The 17,721-nt window shown below is 58.3% G+C and carries 11 protein-coding genes, 2 rRNA genes and 1 pseudogene (1 of these 14 cut by a window edge); 13 read left to right on the top strand and 1 reads right to left on the bottom strand.

The features are described 5' to 3' along the window. The 13 genes and pseudogenes from ACFQAU_RS09870 to ACFQAU_RS09930 form a co-directional block, all read left to right on the top strand. Positions 1-1,869: ribosomal RNA gene (locus ACFQAU_RS09870) — 23S ribosomal RNA — on the top strand (it extends 962 nt beyond the left edge of the window). A 119-nt stretch (positions 1,870-1,988) separates the two neighbouring features. Next, positions 1,989-2,103, top strand: a 5S ribosomal RNA gene (gene rrf, locus ACFQAU_RS09875). Positions 2,104-2,551: 448 nt separating this feature from the next. Further along, a complete protein-coding gene (locus ACFQAU_RS09880) occupies positions 2,552-2,908 on the top strand; it encodes a hypothetical protein (protein ID WP_386281963.1) in 357 nt (118 codons plus the stop codon). 76 nt (positions 2,909-2,984) lie between these two features. Next, a complete protein-coding gene (gene secE, locus ACFQAU_RS09885) occupies positions 2,985-3,182 on the top strand; it encodes a preprotein translocase subunit SecE (protein ID WP_007118815.1) in 198 nt (65 codons plus the stop codon). 208 nt (positions 3,183-3,390) lie between these two features. After that, complete coding sequence (nusG, locus tag ACFQAU_RS09890) at positions 3,391-3,924, top strand: transcription termination/antitermination protein NusG (protein WP_132446970.1); 534 nt, start codon at positions 3,391-3,393, stop codon at positions 3,922-3,924. Positions 3,925-4,070: 146 nt separating this feature from the next. Next, complete coding sequence (gene rplK / locus ACFQAU_RS09895; RefSeq protein ID WP_067622128.1) at positions 4,071-4,496, top strand: 50S ribosomal protein L11; 426 nt, start codon at positions 4,071-4,073, stop codon at positions 4,494-4,496. A 1-nt stretch (position 4,497) separates the two neighbouring features. Further along, positions 4,498-5,196, top strand: a complete 699-nt coding sequence (gene rplA, locus ACFQAU_RS09900) for a 50S ribosomal protein L1 (protein WP_067622131.1) — start codon at positions 4,498-4,500, stop codon at positions 5,194-5,196. A 272-nt stretch (positions 5,197-5,468) separates the two neighbouring features. Continuing rightward, a complete protein-coding gene (rplJ, locus tag ACFQAU_RS09905) occupies positions 5,469-5,984 on the top strand; it encodes a 50S ribosomal protein L10 (RefSeq protein ID WP_007118819.1) in 516 nt (171 codons plus the stop codon). Positions 5,985-6,058: 74 nt separating this feature from the next. Continuing rightward, positions 6,059-6,430, top strand: a complete 372-nt coding sequence (rplL, locus tag ACFQAU_RS09910) for a 50S ribosomal protein L7/L12 (protein WP_007118820.1) — start codon at positions 6,059-6,061, stop codon at positions 6,428-6,430. A 245-nt stretch (positions 6,431-6,675) separates the two neighbouring features. Next, entirely contained in the window at positions 6,676-10,812 is a 4,137-nt protein-coding gene (rpoB, locus tag ACFQAU_RS09915; RefSeq protein WP_132446968.1) for a DNA-directed RNA polymerase subunit beta, read from the top strand. A 94-nt stretch (positions 10,813-10,906) separates the two neighbouring features. After that, positions 10,907-15,157: a DNA-directed RNA polymerase subunit beta' gene (gene rpoC, locus ACFQAU_RS09920; protein ID WP_067938323.1), complete on the top strand. Its 4,251-nt coding sequence runs from the start codon at positions 10,907-10,909 to the stop codon at positions 15,155-15,157. A 185-nt stretch (positions 15,158-15,342) separates the two neighbouring features. Beyond that, positions 15,343-15,747, top strand: a complete 405-nt coding sequence (locus tag ACFQAU_RS09925; RefSeq protein WP_067622145.1) for a response regulator — start codon at positions 15,343-15,345, stop codon at positions 15,745-15,747. Between the two features lie 168 nt (positions 15,748-15,915). After that, positions 15,916-16,802: pseudogene (locus ACFQAU_RS09930) on the top strand (DMT family transporter). Here the strand turns inward: ACFQAU_RS09930 and ACFQAU_RS09935 are convergent. Continuing rightward, positions 16,775-17,578, bottom strand: coding sequence for a putative rhamnosyl transferase (locus tag ACFQAU_RS09935; protein WP_132446966.1), 804 nt, complete (start codon positions 17,576-17,578; stop codon positions 16,775-16,777). The pseudogene ACFQAU_RS09930 and the gene ACFQAU_RS09935 overlap by 28 nt on opposite strands. Positions 17,579-17,721 lie beyond the last annotated feature (143 nt).

Consider the following 17,721-nt stretch of genomic DNA (forward strand, 5'->3'; position numbering starts at 1 on the left):
GCAGACACACGGCGAATGCTAACGTCCGTCGTGAAGAGGGAAACAACCCTAACCTCCAGCTAAGGCCCCTAATTCATGGCTAAGTGGGAAAGCAGGTGAGACGACCAAAACAACCAGGAGGTTGGCTTAGAAGCAGCCATCCTTTAAAGATAGCGTAACAGCTCACTGGTCTAAATAAGTTGTCTTGCGGCGAAGATGTAACGGGGCTCAAGCCATGAGCCGAAGCTGAGGATGCATTTATTGCATGGTAGCAGAGCGTAGTGTGACATAGTTCCATGTGTCCTTACCTACTTAGGTAGGATTGGACACAAGGAGCTTTCTGTGAAGCTGGCGCGTGAGCGATCCGGTGGAGAGATCACTAGTGAGAATGATGACATGAGTAGCGACAAAGAGTGTGAGAGACACTCTCGCCGAAAGTCCAAGGGTTCCTGCTTAAAGCTAATCTGAGCAGGGTAAGCCGACCCCTAAGGCGAGGCCGAAAGGCGTAGTCGATGGGAACCAGGTTAATATTCCTGGGCCAGATGGAAGTGACGGATCTCGAGGGTAGTTCATCCTTATCGGATTGAATGGGCTGCTTAGAGGTCCCTGGAAATAGCTCCATCGCTAGATCGTACCCTAAACCGACACAGGTGGACAGGTAGAGAATACCAAGGCGCTTGAGAGAACTATGTTGAAGGAACTCGGCAAAATACCTCCGTAAGTTCGCGAGAAGGAGGCCCGGTTTCTAGGCAACTAGAGGCTGGGGGCACAAACCAGGGGGTGGCGACTGTTTATTAAAAACACAGGGCTCTGCGAAGTCGTAAGACGACGTATAGGGTCTGACGCCTGCCCGGTGCCTGAAGGTTAAAAGGAGGGGTGAGAGCTCTGAATTGAAGCCCAGGTAAACGGCGGCCGTAACTATAACGGTCCTAAGGTAGCGAAATTCCTTGTCGGGTAAGTTCCGACCTGCACGAATGGCGTAACGACTTCCCCGCTGTCTCCAACATAGACTCAGCGAAATTGAATTACCGGTCAAGATGCCGGTTACCCGCGGTTAGACGGAAAGACCCCGTGCACCTTTACTACAGCTTCACACTGGCATTAGGCCGAACATGTGCAGGATAGGTGGTGGGCTTTGAAACCGAGACGCCAGTCTCGGTGGAGCCTCCCTTGAGATACCACCCTTGTTCTGCTTGATGTCTAACCGCGGACCGTTATCCGGTTCCGGGACCCTGTGTGGCGGGTAGTTTGACTGGGGCGGTCGCCTCCTAAATCGTAACGGAGGCGCGCGAAGGTTGGCTCAGAGCGGTCGGAAATCGCTCGTTGAGTGCAATGGCAGAAGCCAGCCTGACTGCGAGACTGACAAGTCGAGCAGAGTCGAAAGACGGCCATAGTGATCCGGTGGTCCCAAGTGGGAGGGCCATCGCTCAACGGATAAAAGGTACGCCGGGGATAACAGGCTGATACTGCCCAAGAGTCCATATCGACGGCAGTGTTTGGCACCTCGATGTCGGCTCATCTCATCCTGGGGCTGGAGCAGGTCCCAAGGGTACGGCTGTTCGCCGTTTAAAGAGGTACGTGAGCTGGGTTTAGAACGTCGTGAGACAGTTCGGTCCCTATCTTCCGTGGGTGTAGGATACTTGAGAGGAGTTGCCCCTAGTACGAGAGGACCGGGGTGAACGATCCACTGGTGGACCAGTTGTTATGCCAATAGCAGTGCTGGGTAGCTATGATCGGACAGGATAACCGCTGAAGGCATCTAAGCGGGAAGCCCCCTCAAAACAAGGTATCCCTGAGAGCCGAGGTAGACCACCTCGTCGATAGGCCAGAGATGTAAGCGTGGTAACACGTTCAGTTGACTGGTACTAATTGCTCGATAGGCTTGATTTGATCCAGTAGAAGCAAGACTGCTTAACTGGGCAAAAGCATACACATACAATCAGTTGTACATGACTTGGAACACGCTCTGCGTCGCAACGCGCAGAGCGCTTTATCAGGAATTTATTTGGTTTGGTGATCATAGCGCGAGCAAAACACCTGGTCCCATCCCGAACCCAGCCGTTAAGTGCCGTAGCGCCGATGGTACTGCGTCTTAAGACGTGGGAGAGTAGGTCATCGCCAAACCTAATAAGTTCCTGATAAAAAAAGTATCTCTCGACGATCAACAGAATAACAAAACCGCCGCAGCTATAAAGCTGCGGCGGTTTTGTCTTTGGGGGCGGGGCGCAAAACCACTATGCCCAAGAACTGTCCATTTTCCGCCCTGCAGGGGGCGCAATAGATCGGTAACTCTTTCGCAACTGTCTAAAGAGATCGATAAGATGACCCCCACAGATAAGGTTGCCCCTTCGTCAGCATCTGAATTGGACCCCACCGCGCTGTCTGCGATCCGAAACGTGATGGCGGAGGGGCATGCGGGCACCGGGATGGACACACCGGAGCCCCCGCCAAACATCGGCAGTCCGGACGCAATGCCTTTCCCGAGCTGCCGGAGCCGGAGGTTGCCAAAGCCAAATCCGAAAAACGTTTGCCGCTCAAGATACCTAAGAAACGACCGTCGCCTCGGGCGGTGATGCTGAGCCTGCTTGCGCTCGCTGTGATTCTGCGGCCTTGGTTAGTACTGGGCGTGGTTTTCATCGCGGTGTTTGTCACGCTGGGGGTCTTTCTCGCCCTTGGTTATGACGGGTTTTGGGGGCGGGCATTGACGCTTGGGCGCTGGTATGCCGCGCGGCGGCCGGACCGGGCGGCGGCGCTTCATGCACGTTTGGATGCTTTCGCGATGAAATGGGATGCGGTGCTTGATCGCTTTCCCGAAGGGACGGTCGACGGGCTTTATCTGCCGGACTTTGGCGAAATGGCAGCGGCTGACACCCGCCATGATGAGGCCCTCGATCGCCGGTTTGACAGTCTGCGCAACTCCGAAGCCTAGGCCGGACGCGATGGTGTCTTGAAACTAGGGGGCGGACCCGTTACATCCGCCCAATCGGGCAACAAGGAAAGATGTCATGGCCACCACCAATCCGCTTCAGTTCATCCAGCAGGTTCGTACCGAAGTTGCCAAGGTTGTTTGGCCGACCAAGCGCGAAGTGATGCTGACCACTGTGATGGTCTTTATCCTTGCCGCGCTGACGGCGGTTTTCTTTGCGATCGTAGATATCCTGATCCGCGGCGGTCTACAGCAGATCCTTGGGATGTTCGGCTAAGCATCGCCCGCTCGGGTGAATTTATCTTTACACCCTTGAAACCTGCGTCTGCGCGGGCTATTGCGCAGACCTGACCTGAAAAGGGGCGTGCGGCGATTCGAGTTGCGCGCCGATTTTTTGTTCAGATGTTGCGGGGCCGAGGCTCCGTGTGATTGACGAATTTACATGCCGGGGCAGCCCGCATGGCAAGACAGGGACCAGAGTTCAGATGGCAAAACGGTGGTATTCGGTCAGTGTCCTGTCGAACTTCGAAAAGAAGATCGCCGAGCAGATCCGCGCATCCGTGGCCGAGCAGGAACTTGAAGACCAGATTGACGAAGTGCTGGTGCCCACCGAAGAGGTGATCGAGGTCCGGCGCGGCAAGAAGGTGACAACCGAGCGTCGCTTCATGCCCGGCTATGTGCTGGTGCATATGGAAATGTCCGACGCGGGCTATCACCTGATCAACTCGATCAACCGCGTCACCGGTTTCTTGGGCCCGCAAGGCCGTCCGATGCCGATGCGCGATGCCGAGGTTCAGGCGATCTTGGGCCGTGTGCAGGAAGGCGAAGAAGCCCCACGCACGCTGATTCACTTCGAGATCGGCGAGAAGGTCAAGGTTGCCGACGGTCCGTTCGAGGATTTCGACGGCATGATCGAAGAGGTCGACGAGGACAATCAGCGCCTCAAGGTGTCGGTGTCGATCTTTGGCCGGGAAACGCCGGTCGAATTGGAATTCACTCAGGTCAACAAGCAGGTCTGAGTGCGCGGCGGGCTCAGGTCCGCCATCCCGGCGCCTCAAGGGTGTCGGTCATTGTGGGAGGCGAGGGCGCCGCGGCGCCCAATCCGGACCACGCAACGAAGATCCCGCGGGGCGCGCCCCAAGGGTGTTGAAAGGAGAATGGTCAGATGGCCAAGAAACTCGTCGGTACGATGAAGTTGCAAGTTAAAGCGGGTCAAGCAAACCCGTCCCCGCCCGTTGGTCCGGCCCTCGGTCAGCGCGGCATCAACATCATGGAATTCTGCAAGGCGTTCAACGCCAAGACCGCAGACATGGAGCCGGGCGCACCGTGCCCCACCGTGATCAGCTACTATCAGGACAAGTCCTTCACCATGGACATCAAGACGCCCCCGGCGTCCTACTACCTGAAAAAAGCTGCCAAGGTGAACTCCGGCGCGAAAACGCCGAGCCGTGAAACCGTCGGCACAGTGACCACCAAGCAGCTGCGCGAGATCGCAGAAGCAAAAGCCGCCGACCTGTCCGCGAACGACGTGGAAGCGGCGATGAAAATCATTCTGGGCTCTGCCCGGTCCATGGGCATCGAGGTGAAGTAAGATGGCAAAACTTGGTAAACGCACCCGCGCCGCCCGTGAAGCCTTTGCTGGTAAAGAAGAGATCACCGTTGAAGAAGCGGTAAGCCTCATCAAAGCAAACGCAAACGCAAAGTTCGACGAAACCATCGAGATCGCGATGAACCTCGGTGTTGACCCACGCCACGCAGACCAGATGGTCCGCGGTGTTGTCGGCCTGCCCAACGGCACCGGCAAAACCATGCGCGTTGCTGTCTTCGCCCGTGGCGCGAAAGCTGAAGAAGCCGAAAAGGCTGGCGCAGATATCGTTGGTGCAGAAGACCTGATGGAAACCGTGCAGTCCGGCAAGATCGACTTTGATCGTTGCATCGCGACACCCGACATGATGCCGATCGTTGGCCGTCTGGGTAAAGTGCTTGGCCCCCGTAACCTGATGCCGAACCCCAAGGTTGGCACCGTGACCATGGATGTCGCCGACGCCGTGAAAGCGGCCAAGGGCGGTGAAGTTCAGTTCAAAGCCGAAAAGGGCGGTGTCGTCCACGCAGGCGTTGGCAAACTGTCCTTCGACGAAGCCAAGCTGGCCGAAAACATCCGTGCTTTTGTTGGCGCGGTGTCCAAAGCCAAGCCTGCCGGTGCCAAAGGCACATATATGAAAAAGATCAACCTGAGCTCCACAATGGGCCCGGGCGTGTCGGTCGCTGTCGAGAACGCAACCGCCGAGTGATCCAGTGGGGTGGGGGCCAGCCTCCCACCTTACGACCCGAGATTTGGCGGCTTCGGCCGTCAGATACGCAAGGACCAAAAGATCGGTCCGCGCGTCTGTCCGAGACGGAGGGTTTGGGCCTTGGCCTGAATAATTCCTTCCTGAGATGGGAAACCGGAAAAATTCTGCCCTCGGGCGGTTTTGGCCGGGACCCTGACATTGGACCCGAATGGGATGCAAAAGATCGCATCCTGAACTGAGCCGGGGGCAACCCCCAAATTTGGAGTGAAACTGTGGATAGAGCACAAAAAGAACAGCTGGTCGACGAACTCGGCCAGATCTTTGAAAGCTCTGGCGTCGTTGTGGTTAGCCACTACGTCGGTTTGACAGTTGCCGAAATGCAGGACCTTCGGGCGCGCGCACGCGCTGCCGGTGGGGCCGTGCGTGTTGCCAAAAACAGGCTCGCCAAGATCGCCCTTGAGGGCAAGCCATGCGAAAGCATCGCTGACCTTCTGACGGGTATGACCGTTCTGACCTATTCTGAGGATCCTGTGGCTGCGGCCAAGGTTGCTCAGGAGTTCTCCAAGGAAAACCCAAAGCTGGTGATCCTTGGTGGTTCCATGGGTGAGAACGCGTTGGACGCCGCTGGTGTCGAAGCCGTGTCGAAAATGCCTTCGCGGGAGGAGCTTATCTCCACCATCGCGGGCATGCTCGGCGCACCTGCTTCGAACATCGCCGGGGCCATTGGCGCACCTGCAAGCAACATCGCATCCATCTTGTCCACGATCGAGGACAAGGCGGCTGCGTAAGGCATATCGTCAAGCCGGCGCTCGGGTTGAACACGCGCGTTGGAACACACATATCGTAACGGAAAGAGCTAAACATGGCTGATCTGAAAAAACTGGCAGAAGACATCGTTGGTCTGACTCTGCTTGAAGCACAAGAACTGAAAACCATCCTCAAAGACGAGTACGGCATCGAGCCCGCCGCTGGCGGCGCAGTGATGATGGCTGGTCCTGCTGATGGCGGCGCTGCCGAAGAAGAAAAGACCGAATTCGACGTCGTTCTGAAGAACGCCGGCGCATCCAAGATCAACGTGATCAAGGAAGTCCGCGGCATCACAGGTCTCGGCCTGAAAGAAGCCAAAGACCTGGTCGAAGCCGGTGGCAAGATCAAAGAAGGCGTCGACAAAGCCGAAGCCGAAGAGATCAAAGGCAAGCTGGAAGCAGCTGGCGCCGAAGTCGAGCTGGCCTAAGCCAGAGGTGCGCGGCAACGTGCACCACGCATGAACAAGGGCTGGACGGGAGTTTTCCTGTCCAGCCTGACCTGTTTTGACGAATGTTCCGTCCGGCGGAGTATTTCTCTGGAGAGGTCCATGGTCGGAAGGGATGCAGTGGGACGCATTCCAAGAATTGACCCGGATTTTCCGCTCTTATGGGCGCGCACCACGGCCCCGGTGGTTGATGCGCTCGGCAAGAGACACGAAAGGTGACACGACACATGGCACAATCCTTCCTTGGCCAGAAACGTCTGCGTAAATATTACGGCAAAATCCGCGAAGTGCTGGAGATGCCGAACCTCATCGAGGTTCAGAAATCCTCTTACGATCTGTTCTTGAATTCCGGCGACGCCGAGACCCCCACCGATGGTGAAGGTATCACAGGCGTTTTCCAGTCGGTCTTCCCGATCAAAGATTTTAACGAGACCTCCGTGCTTGAATACGTCAAGTACGAGCTGGAAAAGCCGAAATACGATGTTGAGGAATGTCAGCAGCGTGACATGACCTACAGCGCGCCCCTCAAGGTGACGCTGCGCCTCATCGTGTTTGATGTAGACGAAGACACCGGCGCCAAGTCGGTCAAAGACATCAAAGAACAAGACGTGTTCATGGGCGACATGCCCCTGATGACGCCGAACGGCACTTTCGTCGTGAACGGCACCGAGCGTGTGATCGTATCCCAGATGCACCGCTCCCCGGGCGTGTTCTTTGACCACGACAAGGGCAAAACCCACTCTTCGGGTAAGCTCCTCTTCGCCTGCCGCATCATCCCCTACCGCGGTTCCTGGCTGGACTTTGAATTCGACGCCAAAGACATCGTCTTTGCCCGGATTGACCGCCGCCGCAAACTGCCTGTGACGACCTTGCTCTATGCCCTCGGGCTGGACCAAGAGGCGATCATGAACGCCTACTACAAGACGGTCACCTACACGCTTGAGAAGAACAAGGGCTGGGTTGCACCCTTCTTCCCCGACCGCGTGCGCGGCACCCGTCCGACCTATGATCTGGTGGATGCAGCGACAGGTGAAATCCTGTTCGAAGCGACCAAAAAGGTCACCCCTCGCGCCGTCAAAAAACTGCTCGACGAAGGCAAGGTCAAAGACCTGCTGCTGCCTTTCGATCACATCGTTGGCAAGTTCGTCGCGCGTGACATCATCAACGAAGAAACCGGTGCGATCTACGTCGAAGCCGGTGACGAGTTGACGCTGGAATACGACAAAGACGGCACCCTGATCGGCGGCACCGCGAAAGAGCTGATCGACGCGGGCATCACCGAGATTCCGCTGCTGGACATCGACAACGTCAACGTCGGCCCCTACATGCGCAACACCATGGCGATGGACAAGAACATGAACCGCGACACCGCGCTCATGGACATCTACCGCGTCATGCGTCCGGGCGAACCGCCCACCGTCGAGGCCGCGTCTGCGCTCTTTGACACGTTGTTCTTTGATAGCGAACGCTATGACCTCTCGGCTGTTGGCCGCGTGAAAATGAACATGCGTTTGGCGCTTGATAAGCCCGACACACAGCGCACGCTCGACCGTGACGACATTGTCGCTTGTATCAAAGCGCTGGTTGACCTGCGCGATGGCCGTGGCGACATCGACGACATTGACCACCTCGGCAACCGTCGTGTGCGTTCCGTCGGCGAATTGATGGAAAACCAGTACCGCGTTGGCCTGCTGCGCATGGAGCGTGCGATCAAAGAGCGGATGTCCTCCGTCGAGATCGATACGGTGATGCCGCAAGACCTGATCAACGCCAAGCCGGCCGCGGCTGCGGTGCGTGAATTCTTCGGCTCGTCGCAGCTGTCGCAGTTTATGGACCAAACCAACCCGCTGTCCGAAGTGACGCACAAGCGTCGTCTCTCGGCGCTTGGGCCTGGCGGTTTGACACGTGAGCGTGCGGGCTTTGAAGTGCGCGACGTTCACCCGACCCACTATGGTCGGATGTGCCCGATTGAAACGCCGGAAGGGCCGAACATTGGTCTGATCAACTCGCTGGCCACTTTTGCCCGCGTGAACAAATACGGCTTCATCGAAACGCCTTACCGCGTGGTCAAGGACAGCACCGTCACCGACGAAGTGCACTACATGTCCGCAACCGAGGAAATGCGCCACACCGTGGCTCAGGCGAACGCCAACCTCGACGAGAACATGAAGTTCGTCAACGAACTGGTCTCGACCCGTCAGTCCGGTGACTACACGTTGGCCCCGACGGAAAACGTGGACCTGATCGACGTTTCGCCCAAGCAGTTGGTCTCGGTCGCTGCTTCGTTGATCCCGTTCCTCGAAAACGACGACGCCAACCGCGCTCTCATGGGCTCGAACATGCAACGTCAGGCGGTTCCGCTTCTGCAAGCCGAGGCGCCGCTCGTCGGCACCGGCATCGAAGAAGTTGTGGCACGCGATTCCGGGGCGGCCTACACGGCACGCCGCGCGGGTATCATCGACCAAGTCGATGCTTCCCGTATCGTGATCCGGGCCACCGAAGACCTTGAGCTGGGCGACGCGGGTGTGGACATCTACCGCATGCGCAAATTCCAGCGCTCGAACCAGAACACCTGCATCAACCAGCGCCCGCTGGTGAAAGTGGGCGAGAAGGTCACGAAAGGTCAGGTCATCGCAGATGGCCCGTCGACCGATATGGGGGAACTGGCGCTCGGCAAGAACGTCGTCGTCGCCTTCATGCCGTGGAATGGCTACAACTACGAAGACTCCATCCTGATCTCCGAGCGGATTTCCCGTGATGACGTCTTCACCTCGATCCACATCGAGGAATTCGAAGTTGCCGCGCGTGACACGAAGCTTGGGCCAGAAGAAATCACCCGCGACATTCCCAACGTCGGCGAGGAAGCTCTGCGAAACCTCGACGAAGCCGGTATCGTGTACATCGGTGCGGACGTAGAGCCGGGCGACATCCTTGTGGGTAAGATCACCCCGAAGGGCGAAAGCCCGATGACGCCGGAAGAAAAGCTTCTGCGCGCCATCTTTGGTGAGAAAGCCTCTGACGTGCGCGACACCTCGTTGCGTGTGAAGCCAGGCGATTTCGGCACGGTTGTCGAAGTGCGTGTCTTCAACCGTCACGGTGTCGAGAAAGACGAGCGTGCGCTGCAGATCGAGCGTGAGGAAGTCGAACGTCTGGCCCGTGACCGGGACGACGAGCTGGCAATCCTCGACCGCAACATCTATGCGCGTCTCAAGGACATGATCCTTGGCAAAATCGCCGTCAAAGGCCCGAAAGGCGTGAAGGCGAACAGCCAGATCACCGAGGAACTGCTGGAAACCCTGACCCGTGGTCAGTGGTGGCAGCTGGCCCTCGAGGACGAGGATGACGCGAAGATCGTCGAAGCCCTGAACGAGCAGTACGAGATCCAGAAACGGACCTTGGATGCACGTTTCGAGGATAAGGTCGAAAAAGTACGTCGTGGTGACGATCTGCCCCCGGGTGTGATGAAGATGGTCAAAGTGTTCGTGGCGGTGAAGCGTAAGCTGCAGCCGGGCGACAAGATGGCCGGTCGTCACGGGAACAAGGGTGTGATCTCGAAAGTGGTGCCAATGGAGGACATGCCGTTCCTCGCCGATGGTACCCCGGTCGACTTCTGCCTTAACCCTCTGGGCGTGCCTAGCCGGATGAACGTTGGTCAGATTCTTGAGACGCATATGGGTTGGGCCGCGCGCGGTCTGGGCCTGAATGTCGACGAGGCGCTGCAAGAGTATAAGCGTTCCGGCGATCTGACACCTGTGCGTGAAGCAATGCAGCTGGCTTATGGCGATGATGTCTACGAAGAGGGCATCACCGGCATGGACGAGGACACGCTTCTTGAAGTGGCCGACAACGTGCGCCGCGGCGTGCCAATTGCCACGCCGGTCTTTGACGGTGCCAAGGAAGCGGACGTGAACGACAGCCTCAAGCGTGCTGGGTTCGACACCTCCGGTCAGTCGGTGCTGTTCGATGGTCGTACAGGTGAGCAGTTTGCCCGCCCCGTGACTGTCGGCGTCAAGTACCTGCTCAAGCTGCACCACCTGGTGGACGACAAAATCCACGCACGTTCGACAGGGCCGTACTCCCTCGTCACACAGCAGCCGCTGGGTGGTAAGGCACAGTTCGGTGGCCAGCGCTTTGGTGAGATGGAAGTCTGGGCTCTTGAAGCTTACGGCGCCGCTTACACATTGCAGGAAATGCTGACCGTCAAGTCGGACGACGTCGCGGGCCGGACCAAGGTCTATGAAAGCATCGTCAAGGGCGAGGATAACTTCGAAGCGGGCATTCCAGAGAGCTTTAACGTTCTCGTCAAAGAAGTGCGCGGCCTCGGCCTGAATATGGAACTCCTGGATGCGGAGGAGGATGAGTGACGCGGTAAACGGGATTTTTAAAAATCCCGGCCCGTTTTCTTCATAAGAAAACGGGTCCGGTCCCTCCCAACGCACCCCTTTCAAGGATTTGAAAATGAACCAGGAACTGACAAACAACCCGTTCAACCCGCTGACGCCGCAAAAAGCGTTTGACGAAATCAAGGTCTCTTTGGCCTCGCCCGAGCGGATCCTCAGCTGGTCCTTCGGTGAGATCAAAAAGCCGGAAACCATCAACTACCGGACGTTCAAGCCCGAGCGTGACGGCCTGTTCTGCGCGCGTATCTTTGGCCCGATCAAAGACTACGAATGCCTTTGCGGTAAATATAAGCGGATGAAGTATCGCGGCGTTGTCTGCGAGAAATGTGGTGTCGAAGTGACGCTGCAAAAGGTCCGCCGTGAGCGCATGGGCCACATCGAACTGGCATCGCCAGTTGCGCATATCTGGTTCCTCAAGTCGCTGCCTTCGCGCATCGGCCTGATGCTGGACATGACACTGCGTGATCTGGAACGTGTTCTCTACTTCGAGAACTACGTGGTGATCGAGCCGGGCCTTACCGATCTTCAATACGGTCAGATGATGACCGAAGAAGAATACATGGACGCCCAAGACGCCTATGGCATGGACGCTTTCACCGCCAACATCGGTGCCGAAGCGATCCGCGAAATGCTGGCCGCCATCGATCTGGAAGCCGAAGCCGAGACCCTGCGCGCCGATCTGAAAGAGGCGACAGGCGAGCTGAAGCCTAAGAAGATCATCAAGCGTCTGAAAGTGGTTGAGTCCTTCCTCGAGTCGGGCAACCGTCCTGAGTGGATGGTCATGACCGTGATCCCGGTGATCCCGCCAGAACTGCGCCCGCTGGTGCCGCTGGATGGTGGCCGTTTCGCGACCTCTGACCTCAACGACCTGTACCGCCGCGTGATCAACCGGAACAACCGTTTGAAGCGTCTCATTGAGCTGCGCGCGCCTGACATCATCGTCCGCAACGAAAAGCGGATGCTGCAGGAATCCGTCGACGCTCTGTTCGACAACGGCCGCCGTGGCCGCGTCATCACCGGTGCCAACAAGCGCCCGCTGAAGTCGCTCTCAGACATGCTGAAAGGCAAGCAGGGTCGCTTCCGTCAGAACCTTTTGGGTAAGCGCGTCGACTTCTCGGGCCGTTCGGTCATTGTGACCGGTCCTGAGTTGAAGCTGCACCAATGTGGTCTGCCCAAGAAGATGGCCTTGGAGCTGTTCAAGCCGTTCATCTACTCGCGTCTGGAGGCCAAAGGTCTGTCCTCCACCGTGAAACAGGCGAAGAAACTGGTCGAAAAAGAGCGTCCCGAAGTTTGGGACATCCTTGATGAGGTGATCCGTGAACACCCCGTCATGCTCAACCGCGCGCCGACGCTTCACCGTCTTGGCATTCAGGCGTTCGAGCCCGTGTTGATCGAAGGTAAAGCGATCCAGCTTCACCCGCTGGTCTGCTCGGCCTTTAACGCTGACTTCGACGGTGACCAGATGGCCGTTCACGTGCCGCTCTCGCTGGAAGCCCAGTTGGAAGCGCGTGTTCTGATGATGTCCACGAACAACGTTCTGTCGCCTGCAAACGGCGCCCCGATCATCGTGCCATCGCAGGATATGATCTTGGGTCTCTACTACACGACCCTTGAGCGTAAAGGCATGGTTGGCGAAGGCATGGTCTTTGGTTCGGTTGATGAGGTGCAGCACGCCCTCGACGCCGGTGCGGTTCACCTGCACACCAAGATTAAAGCCCGGATCAAACAGATCGACGCCGAAGGCAACGAAGTGATGATGCGCTTTGACACGACCCCCGGTCGTGTACGTCTTGGCGCCTTGCTACCGCTGAACGCCAAAGCACCGTTTGACCTAGTCAACCGTCTGCTGCGGAAGAAAGAAGTGCAGCAGGTCATCGACACCGTCTACCGTTATTGCGGTCAGAAAGAGTCGGTTATCTTCTGTGACCAGATCATGACGATGGGTTTCCGCGAAGCTTTCAAAGCGGGCATCTCCTTCGGCAAAGACGACATGCTGATCCCAGACTCCAAATGGCCGCTGGTTGAAGAGACCCGCGAGCAGGTGAAGGACTTTGAACAGCAGTACATGGACGGCCTGATCACTCAGGGCGAAAAGTACAACAAAGTCGTCGATGCATGGTCGAAGTGTAACGACAAGGTCACGGACGCGATGATGGGCTCCATCTCGGCCACCACGTACCACGAGAATGGTTCCGAAAAAGAGCCGAACTCGGTTTACATGATGGCCCACTCCGGTGCCCGTGGCTCGGTCACGCAGATGAAACAGTTGGGCGGGATGCGCGGCCTGATGGCGAAGCCGAATGGCGACATCATCGAGACGCCGATCATCTCGAACTTTAAAGAAGGTCTGACCGTTCTTGAGTACTTCAACTCGACACACGGTGCGCGGAAAGGTCTGTCGGATACTGCTTTGAAAACAGCGAACTCCGGCTACCTGACACGCCGTCTGGTGGACGTGGCGCAAGACTGCATCGTGCGTCAGCATGACTGTGGTACTGAGACTGCGATCACTGCCGAAGCCGCGGTTAACGACGGCGAAGTCGTCTCCTCGCTGGCCGAGCGTTTGCTGGGCCGTGTTGCGGCGGATGATATTCTGGTGCCCGGCACCGAGGATGTTCTGGTGCCCGCAGGCTCGTTGATCGACGAGCGCATGTCGGATGCCATCGACGAAGCCGGGGTGCAGTCCGCACGGATCCGCAGCCCACTTACCTGTGATGCCGAAGAGGGTGTCTGCGCCATGTGCTATGGCCGTGACCTTGCACGCGGTACGCTGGTTAACCAAGGTGAGGCTGTCGGCATCATCGCGGCCCAGTCGATTGGTGAACCCGGTACTCAGCTGACGATGCGGACCTTCCACATCGGCGGCGTTGCTCAGGGTGGTCAGCAGTCCTTCCTCGAGGCCAGCCAGTCCGGCAAAATCGTGTTCGACAATGCGCAGACGCTTGAAAACAGCGCCGGTGAAATGCTCGTCATGGGCCGGAACATGAAACTGTCGATCGTCGATGAGAACGGCGATGAGCGCGCCAGCCACAAGATCGGCTACGGCACCAAGCTTCACGTCAAGGAAGGCGACAGCGTGGCACGCGGCGACAAGCTGTTCGAATGGGATCCCTACACCCTGCCGATCATCGCCGAAAAACCTGGTATGACCAAATACGTCGACCTTGTTTCGGGCATCGCGGTCAAAGAAGACACCGACGAAGCAACCGGCATGACTCAGAAGATCGTGATCGACTGGCGCGCGGCCCCCAAGGGCAACGAGCTTAAGCCCGAGATCATCTTGGTGGGTGAAGATGGCGAACCGGTCCGCAACGATGCGGGCAACCCGGTGACCTATCCGATGTCGGTGGATGCGGTTCTGTCCGTTGAGGACCAGACCGAGGTTCAGGCCGGTGACATCATCGCGCGTATCCCGCGTGAAGGTGCCAAGACCAAGGACATTACCGGTGGTCTGCCGCGTGTTGCCGAACTCTTTGAGGCACGTCGCCCCAAAGACCACGCCATCATCGCGGAAATCGACGGCTATGTGCGCTTCGGCAAGGACTACAAGAACAAGCGCCGCATCGCGATCGAAAGCTCGGATGATCCGGACGTGAAGGTTGAATACATGGTACCCAAGGGGAAACACATCCCCGTTGCCGAAGGCGACTTCGTGCAGAAGGGTGACTACATCATGGACGGCAACCCCGCGCCGCATGACATTCTGGCGATCATGGGCGTTGAGGCCTTGGCCGAATACATGATTGACGAAGTGCAGGACGTTTACCGCCTGCAGGGTGTGAAGATTAACGACAAACACATCGAAGTCATCGTGCGTCAAATGCTGCAGAAGTGGGAAATCCAGGAAAGCGGCGACACCACGCTGCTCAAGGGTGAACACGTCGACAAGCAGGAATTCGATCAGGCCAACGAAAAGGCCCTGTCGAAGGGTGGCCGTCCTGCCAAGGGCGAACCGATCCTGCTGGGCATCACCAAGGCGTCGCTGCAGACCCGCAGCTTCATCTCTGCCGCGTCCTTCCAGGAAACAACGCGCGTGCTGACCGAAGCTTCGGTTCAGGGCAAGCGGGACAAACTGGTCGGTCTGAAAGAGAACGTCATCGTGGGCCGTCTGATCCCGGCGGGCACTGGTGGGGCGACCCAGCAGATGCGCAAAGTGGCGACAGACCGCGACAACGTCGTGATCGAAGCGCGCCGCGAAGAGGCCGAAGCCGCTGCCGCCTTGGCAGCACCTGCGGCCTCTGCGGATGACGACATCGTCGGTGGCGATGTGTTCAACACGCCGGTCGGTGACGACGAGAGCCGCGATTGATCGCCGCTCTGACCTGACAATCAAAAGCCCCCGCAGTGAAAGCTGCGGGGGCTTTTTAATGCGCGGTGCCGCAGCATCGATTGCACATTGCCAGCGAGATGGCCGGGAATTTGCCGCCGTAGCCTTACATCCGCCACATAGTGGCAATAGGTTTGCGAAAGCTTAACCGTCGTAAGGTTCTTCAGATGACGTCTCGCATTCTACATATCGACGATGATCCGATCATTCTGGAATTGGTAAAGATGATCTTTTCCGACGACAGATCGCTGACCTTTGTCTCTTGCCTGAACGCCCGCGATGCGCTGGCGGTGGTGAATGACCTGAAGCCCGATTTGATCATCAGTGATATCTCCATGCCCGATATGGGCGGTTTGGAATTGGCGCACCGCTTTGGCGAAAACCCCGCCATCGCCGGAACGCCTATTATCTTCCTCAGCGGCCGCACCCGCGATCTTGAGGTTTATGACGCCTTTCGCAATCTGGCCGCGACGGTGATGCAAAAGCCTGTCGAGCCGGGGTTGCTGCGCAGCACGGTTCGGAACCTGTTGGCCAGTCAGCAACAGCCGGTGGCGCAGGCGTCCAACCAGTAAGGCCGGGCAACTGCTGGGCACCCGTCTTACGCAGCCGCCATGCCGCATTTGAGGGGCGCAAGCCGCTGTCCTGCATAGCCGCCCGTTCTTGACAGCTCCCGCGCCCGCTGCCAGTCATTCGGGAGCGGCATCGATATAAGCCGCGCGGTTTTTTCCCGGAGCGCTTTCATGTCCCCCAATACCATCGGCGCGCTGCTGATGATTGCCTCGATGGCCTGTTTCACGTTTAACGACACGCTGCTGAAAATGACCGACGGGGCCCTGCCGCTGTTTCAGCTTTTGTTCCTGCGGGGGTGACGACCTCGGTCCTGATCTTGGCCCTCAGCCGCCAGCTTGGCCGGATTGATTTCCGGCTCCAGCCGCGGGATTGGCGGGTGATTGGCCTGCGCTCGGTGGCCGAGATTGCAGCGGCTTATTTCTTTCTCACCGCGCTGTTCAACATGCCTTTGGCCAATGTGACCGCCATCCTTCAGGTGGTGCCGCTTTCGGTGACGCTGGCCGCCGCGTTGGTGTTTCGGCAGGCGGTGGGCTGGCGGCGGTTGGTGGCGATCGGGATCGGTTTCTGCGGTGTCCTGCTGATCGTGAAGCCGGGCGCGGAAGGGTTCAACATTTGGTCGATCTACGTCTTGATAGCTGTGCTTTGCGTGACGGTCCGTGACCTGTCGACCCGCGCCTTGTCGCCTGCGGTGCCTTCCATGACCGTCACCTTGGTGACCGCGCTGTCGGTGATGACGGCGGCGGGGCTGGCATCCCTCAGCGGACCATGGGCGCCGGTGACCCCGTCGGTGGCGGCGCTGATCGGCGGCTCCGGGGTCTTTGTGTTGGGCGGCTATTTCTTTTCGATCCAAGTCATGCGGGTCGGCGATATCGGATTTGTCGCGCCGTTTCGCTATACTGGCCTGCTTTGGGCGCTGCTGCTGGGCTGGGCGGTCTTTGGGGAATGGCCGGGTGTCTTGACGCTGGTCGGCGCCGGCATTGTCGTGGCCACAGGGGTCTTTACCCTCTACCGCGAGCGGAAGCTGAAGGTTCAGGCGGAGAAGACCCGCCGTACTTGATCGTTGTCGATGGCAAAGCGCGTTCGAAACAGCGCTTCGCCTTCGGCATCCAGCGGGGCCACGTCCACATGCCGTGCAAGCCCTTGGCGCGAATCGTTCGATCCGTTGTGGCTGCGCACGAACATCGCCGAGTCGGGCAGGCTGACGCAGGGCATGAAACGCGGCAGTTTCTCATGGGCGAAGTTCATGATCGTGACCGGGCTGCCGCCCTTCACATACATCGCCAAGGCCGCCACATTGAGGGGGCGAAACACTTCCGCCGCGCGGATGCCGCCCTGCCCAAACTCCGCGATATACCCTTTGGGCCAGTCGAAAGCGACCGAGCGTTGACCCGCCAAAAGCCCCGCGCTGTCCTCAACCGTACGCCGCAGCCGGGCAATGAAGTCGACCGAGACCGCATCGTCATCGTCATAGCGGAATTGCAGGCAGGGTTCTTTGGGGTTGATCCGCGCGGCGTTCAGCACCTCTTTCATCACCTCGCGGTGCTGGCGGGGCGGCTCGCGGTGGATCACCGCTTGCGGCAGGTCGGCGAGGAGCGATTCGAGGCGGCGTGCGTGGTGGTCCGGGAACTGGTCGCCGATCACGAAGATCATTGAGAAATCCGGGTCTGACTGTGCTTTGAGGCAGGGCAGGGCGACGGCCTCAAGCAAGCGGAAGCGCTCCTCAAGCCGGGCGTCGTCATAGAGGTAGGCGATACGTTCCTCGGTGGTGTCGTGCCCCACCTGAAATCCACCAAGGGCGGGGTAAGAAAAACGGCACAGGCCGATGGCTTGCATGGTATTGCCCCTCAAGGAAAACTTCGACGAATATGGCGACAGGGGAGAGCCGCTGGCAAGGGGGCTCTGCGAGGGAGGGGGCCACATGGCGCATCCAGAGCACGCGATCTACTGCTCTGGCCGGCGCCGGGACGGGCCCTGCT

The organism is Sulfitobacter profundi (assembly GCF_042661425.1).
GTDB lineage: Bacteria > Pseudomonadota > Alphaproteobacteria > Rhodobacterales > Rhodobacteraceae > Sulfitobacter > Sulfitobacter profundi.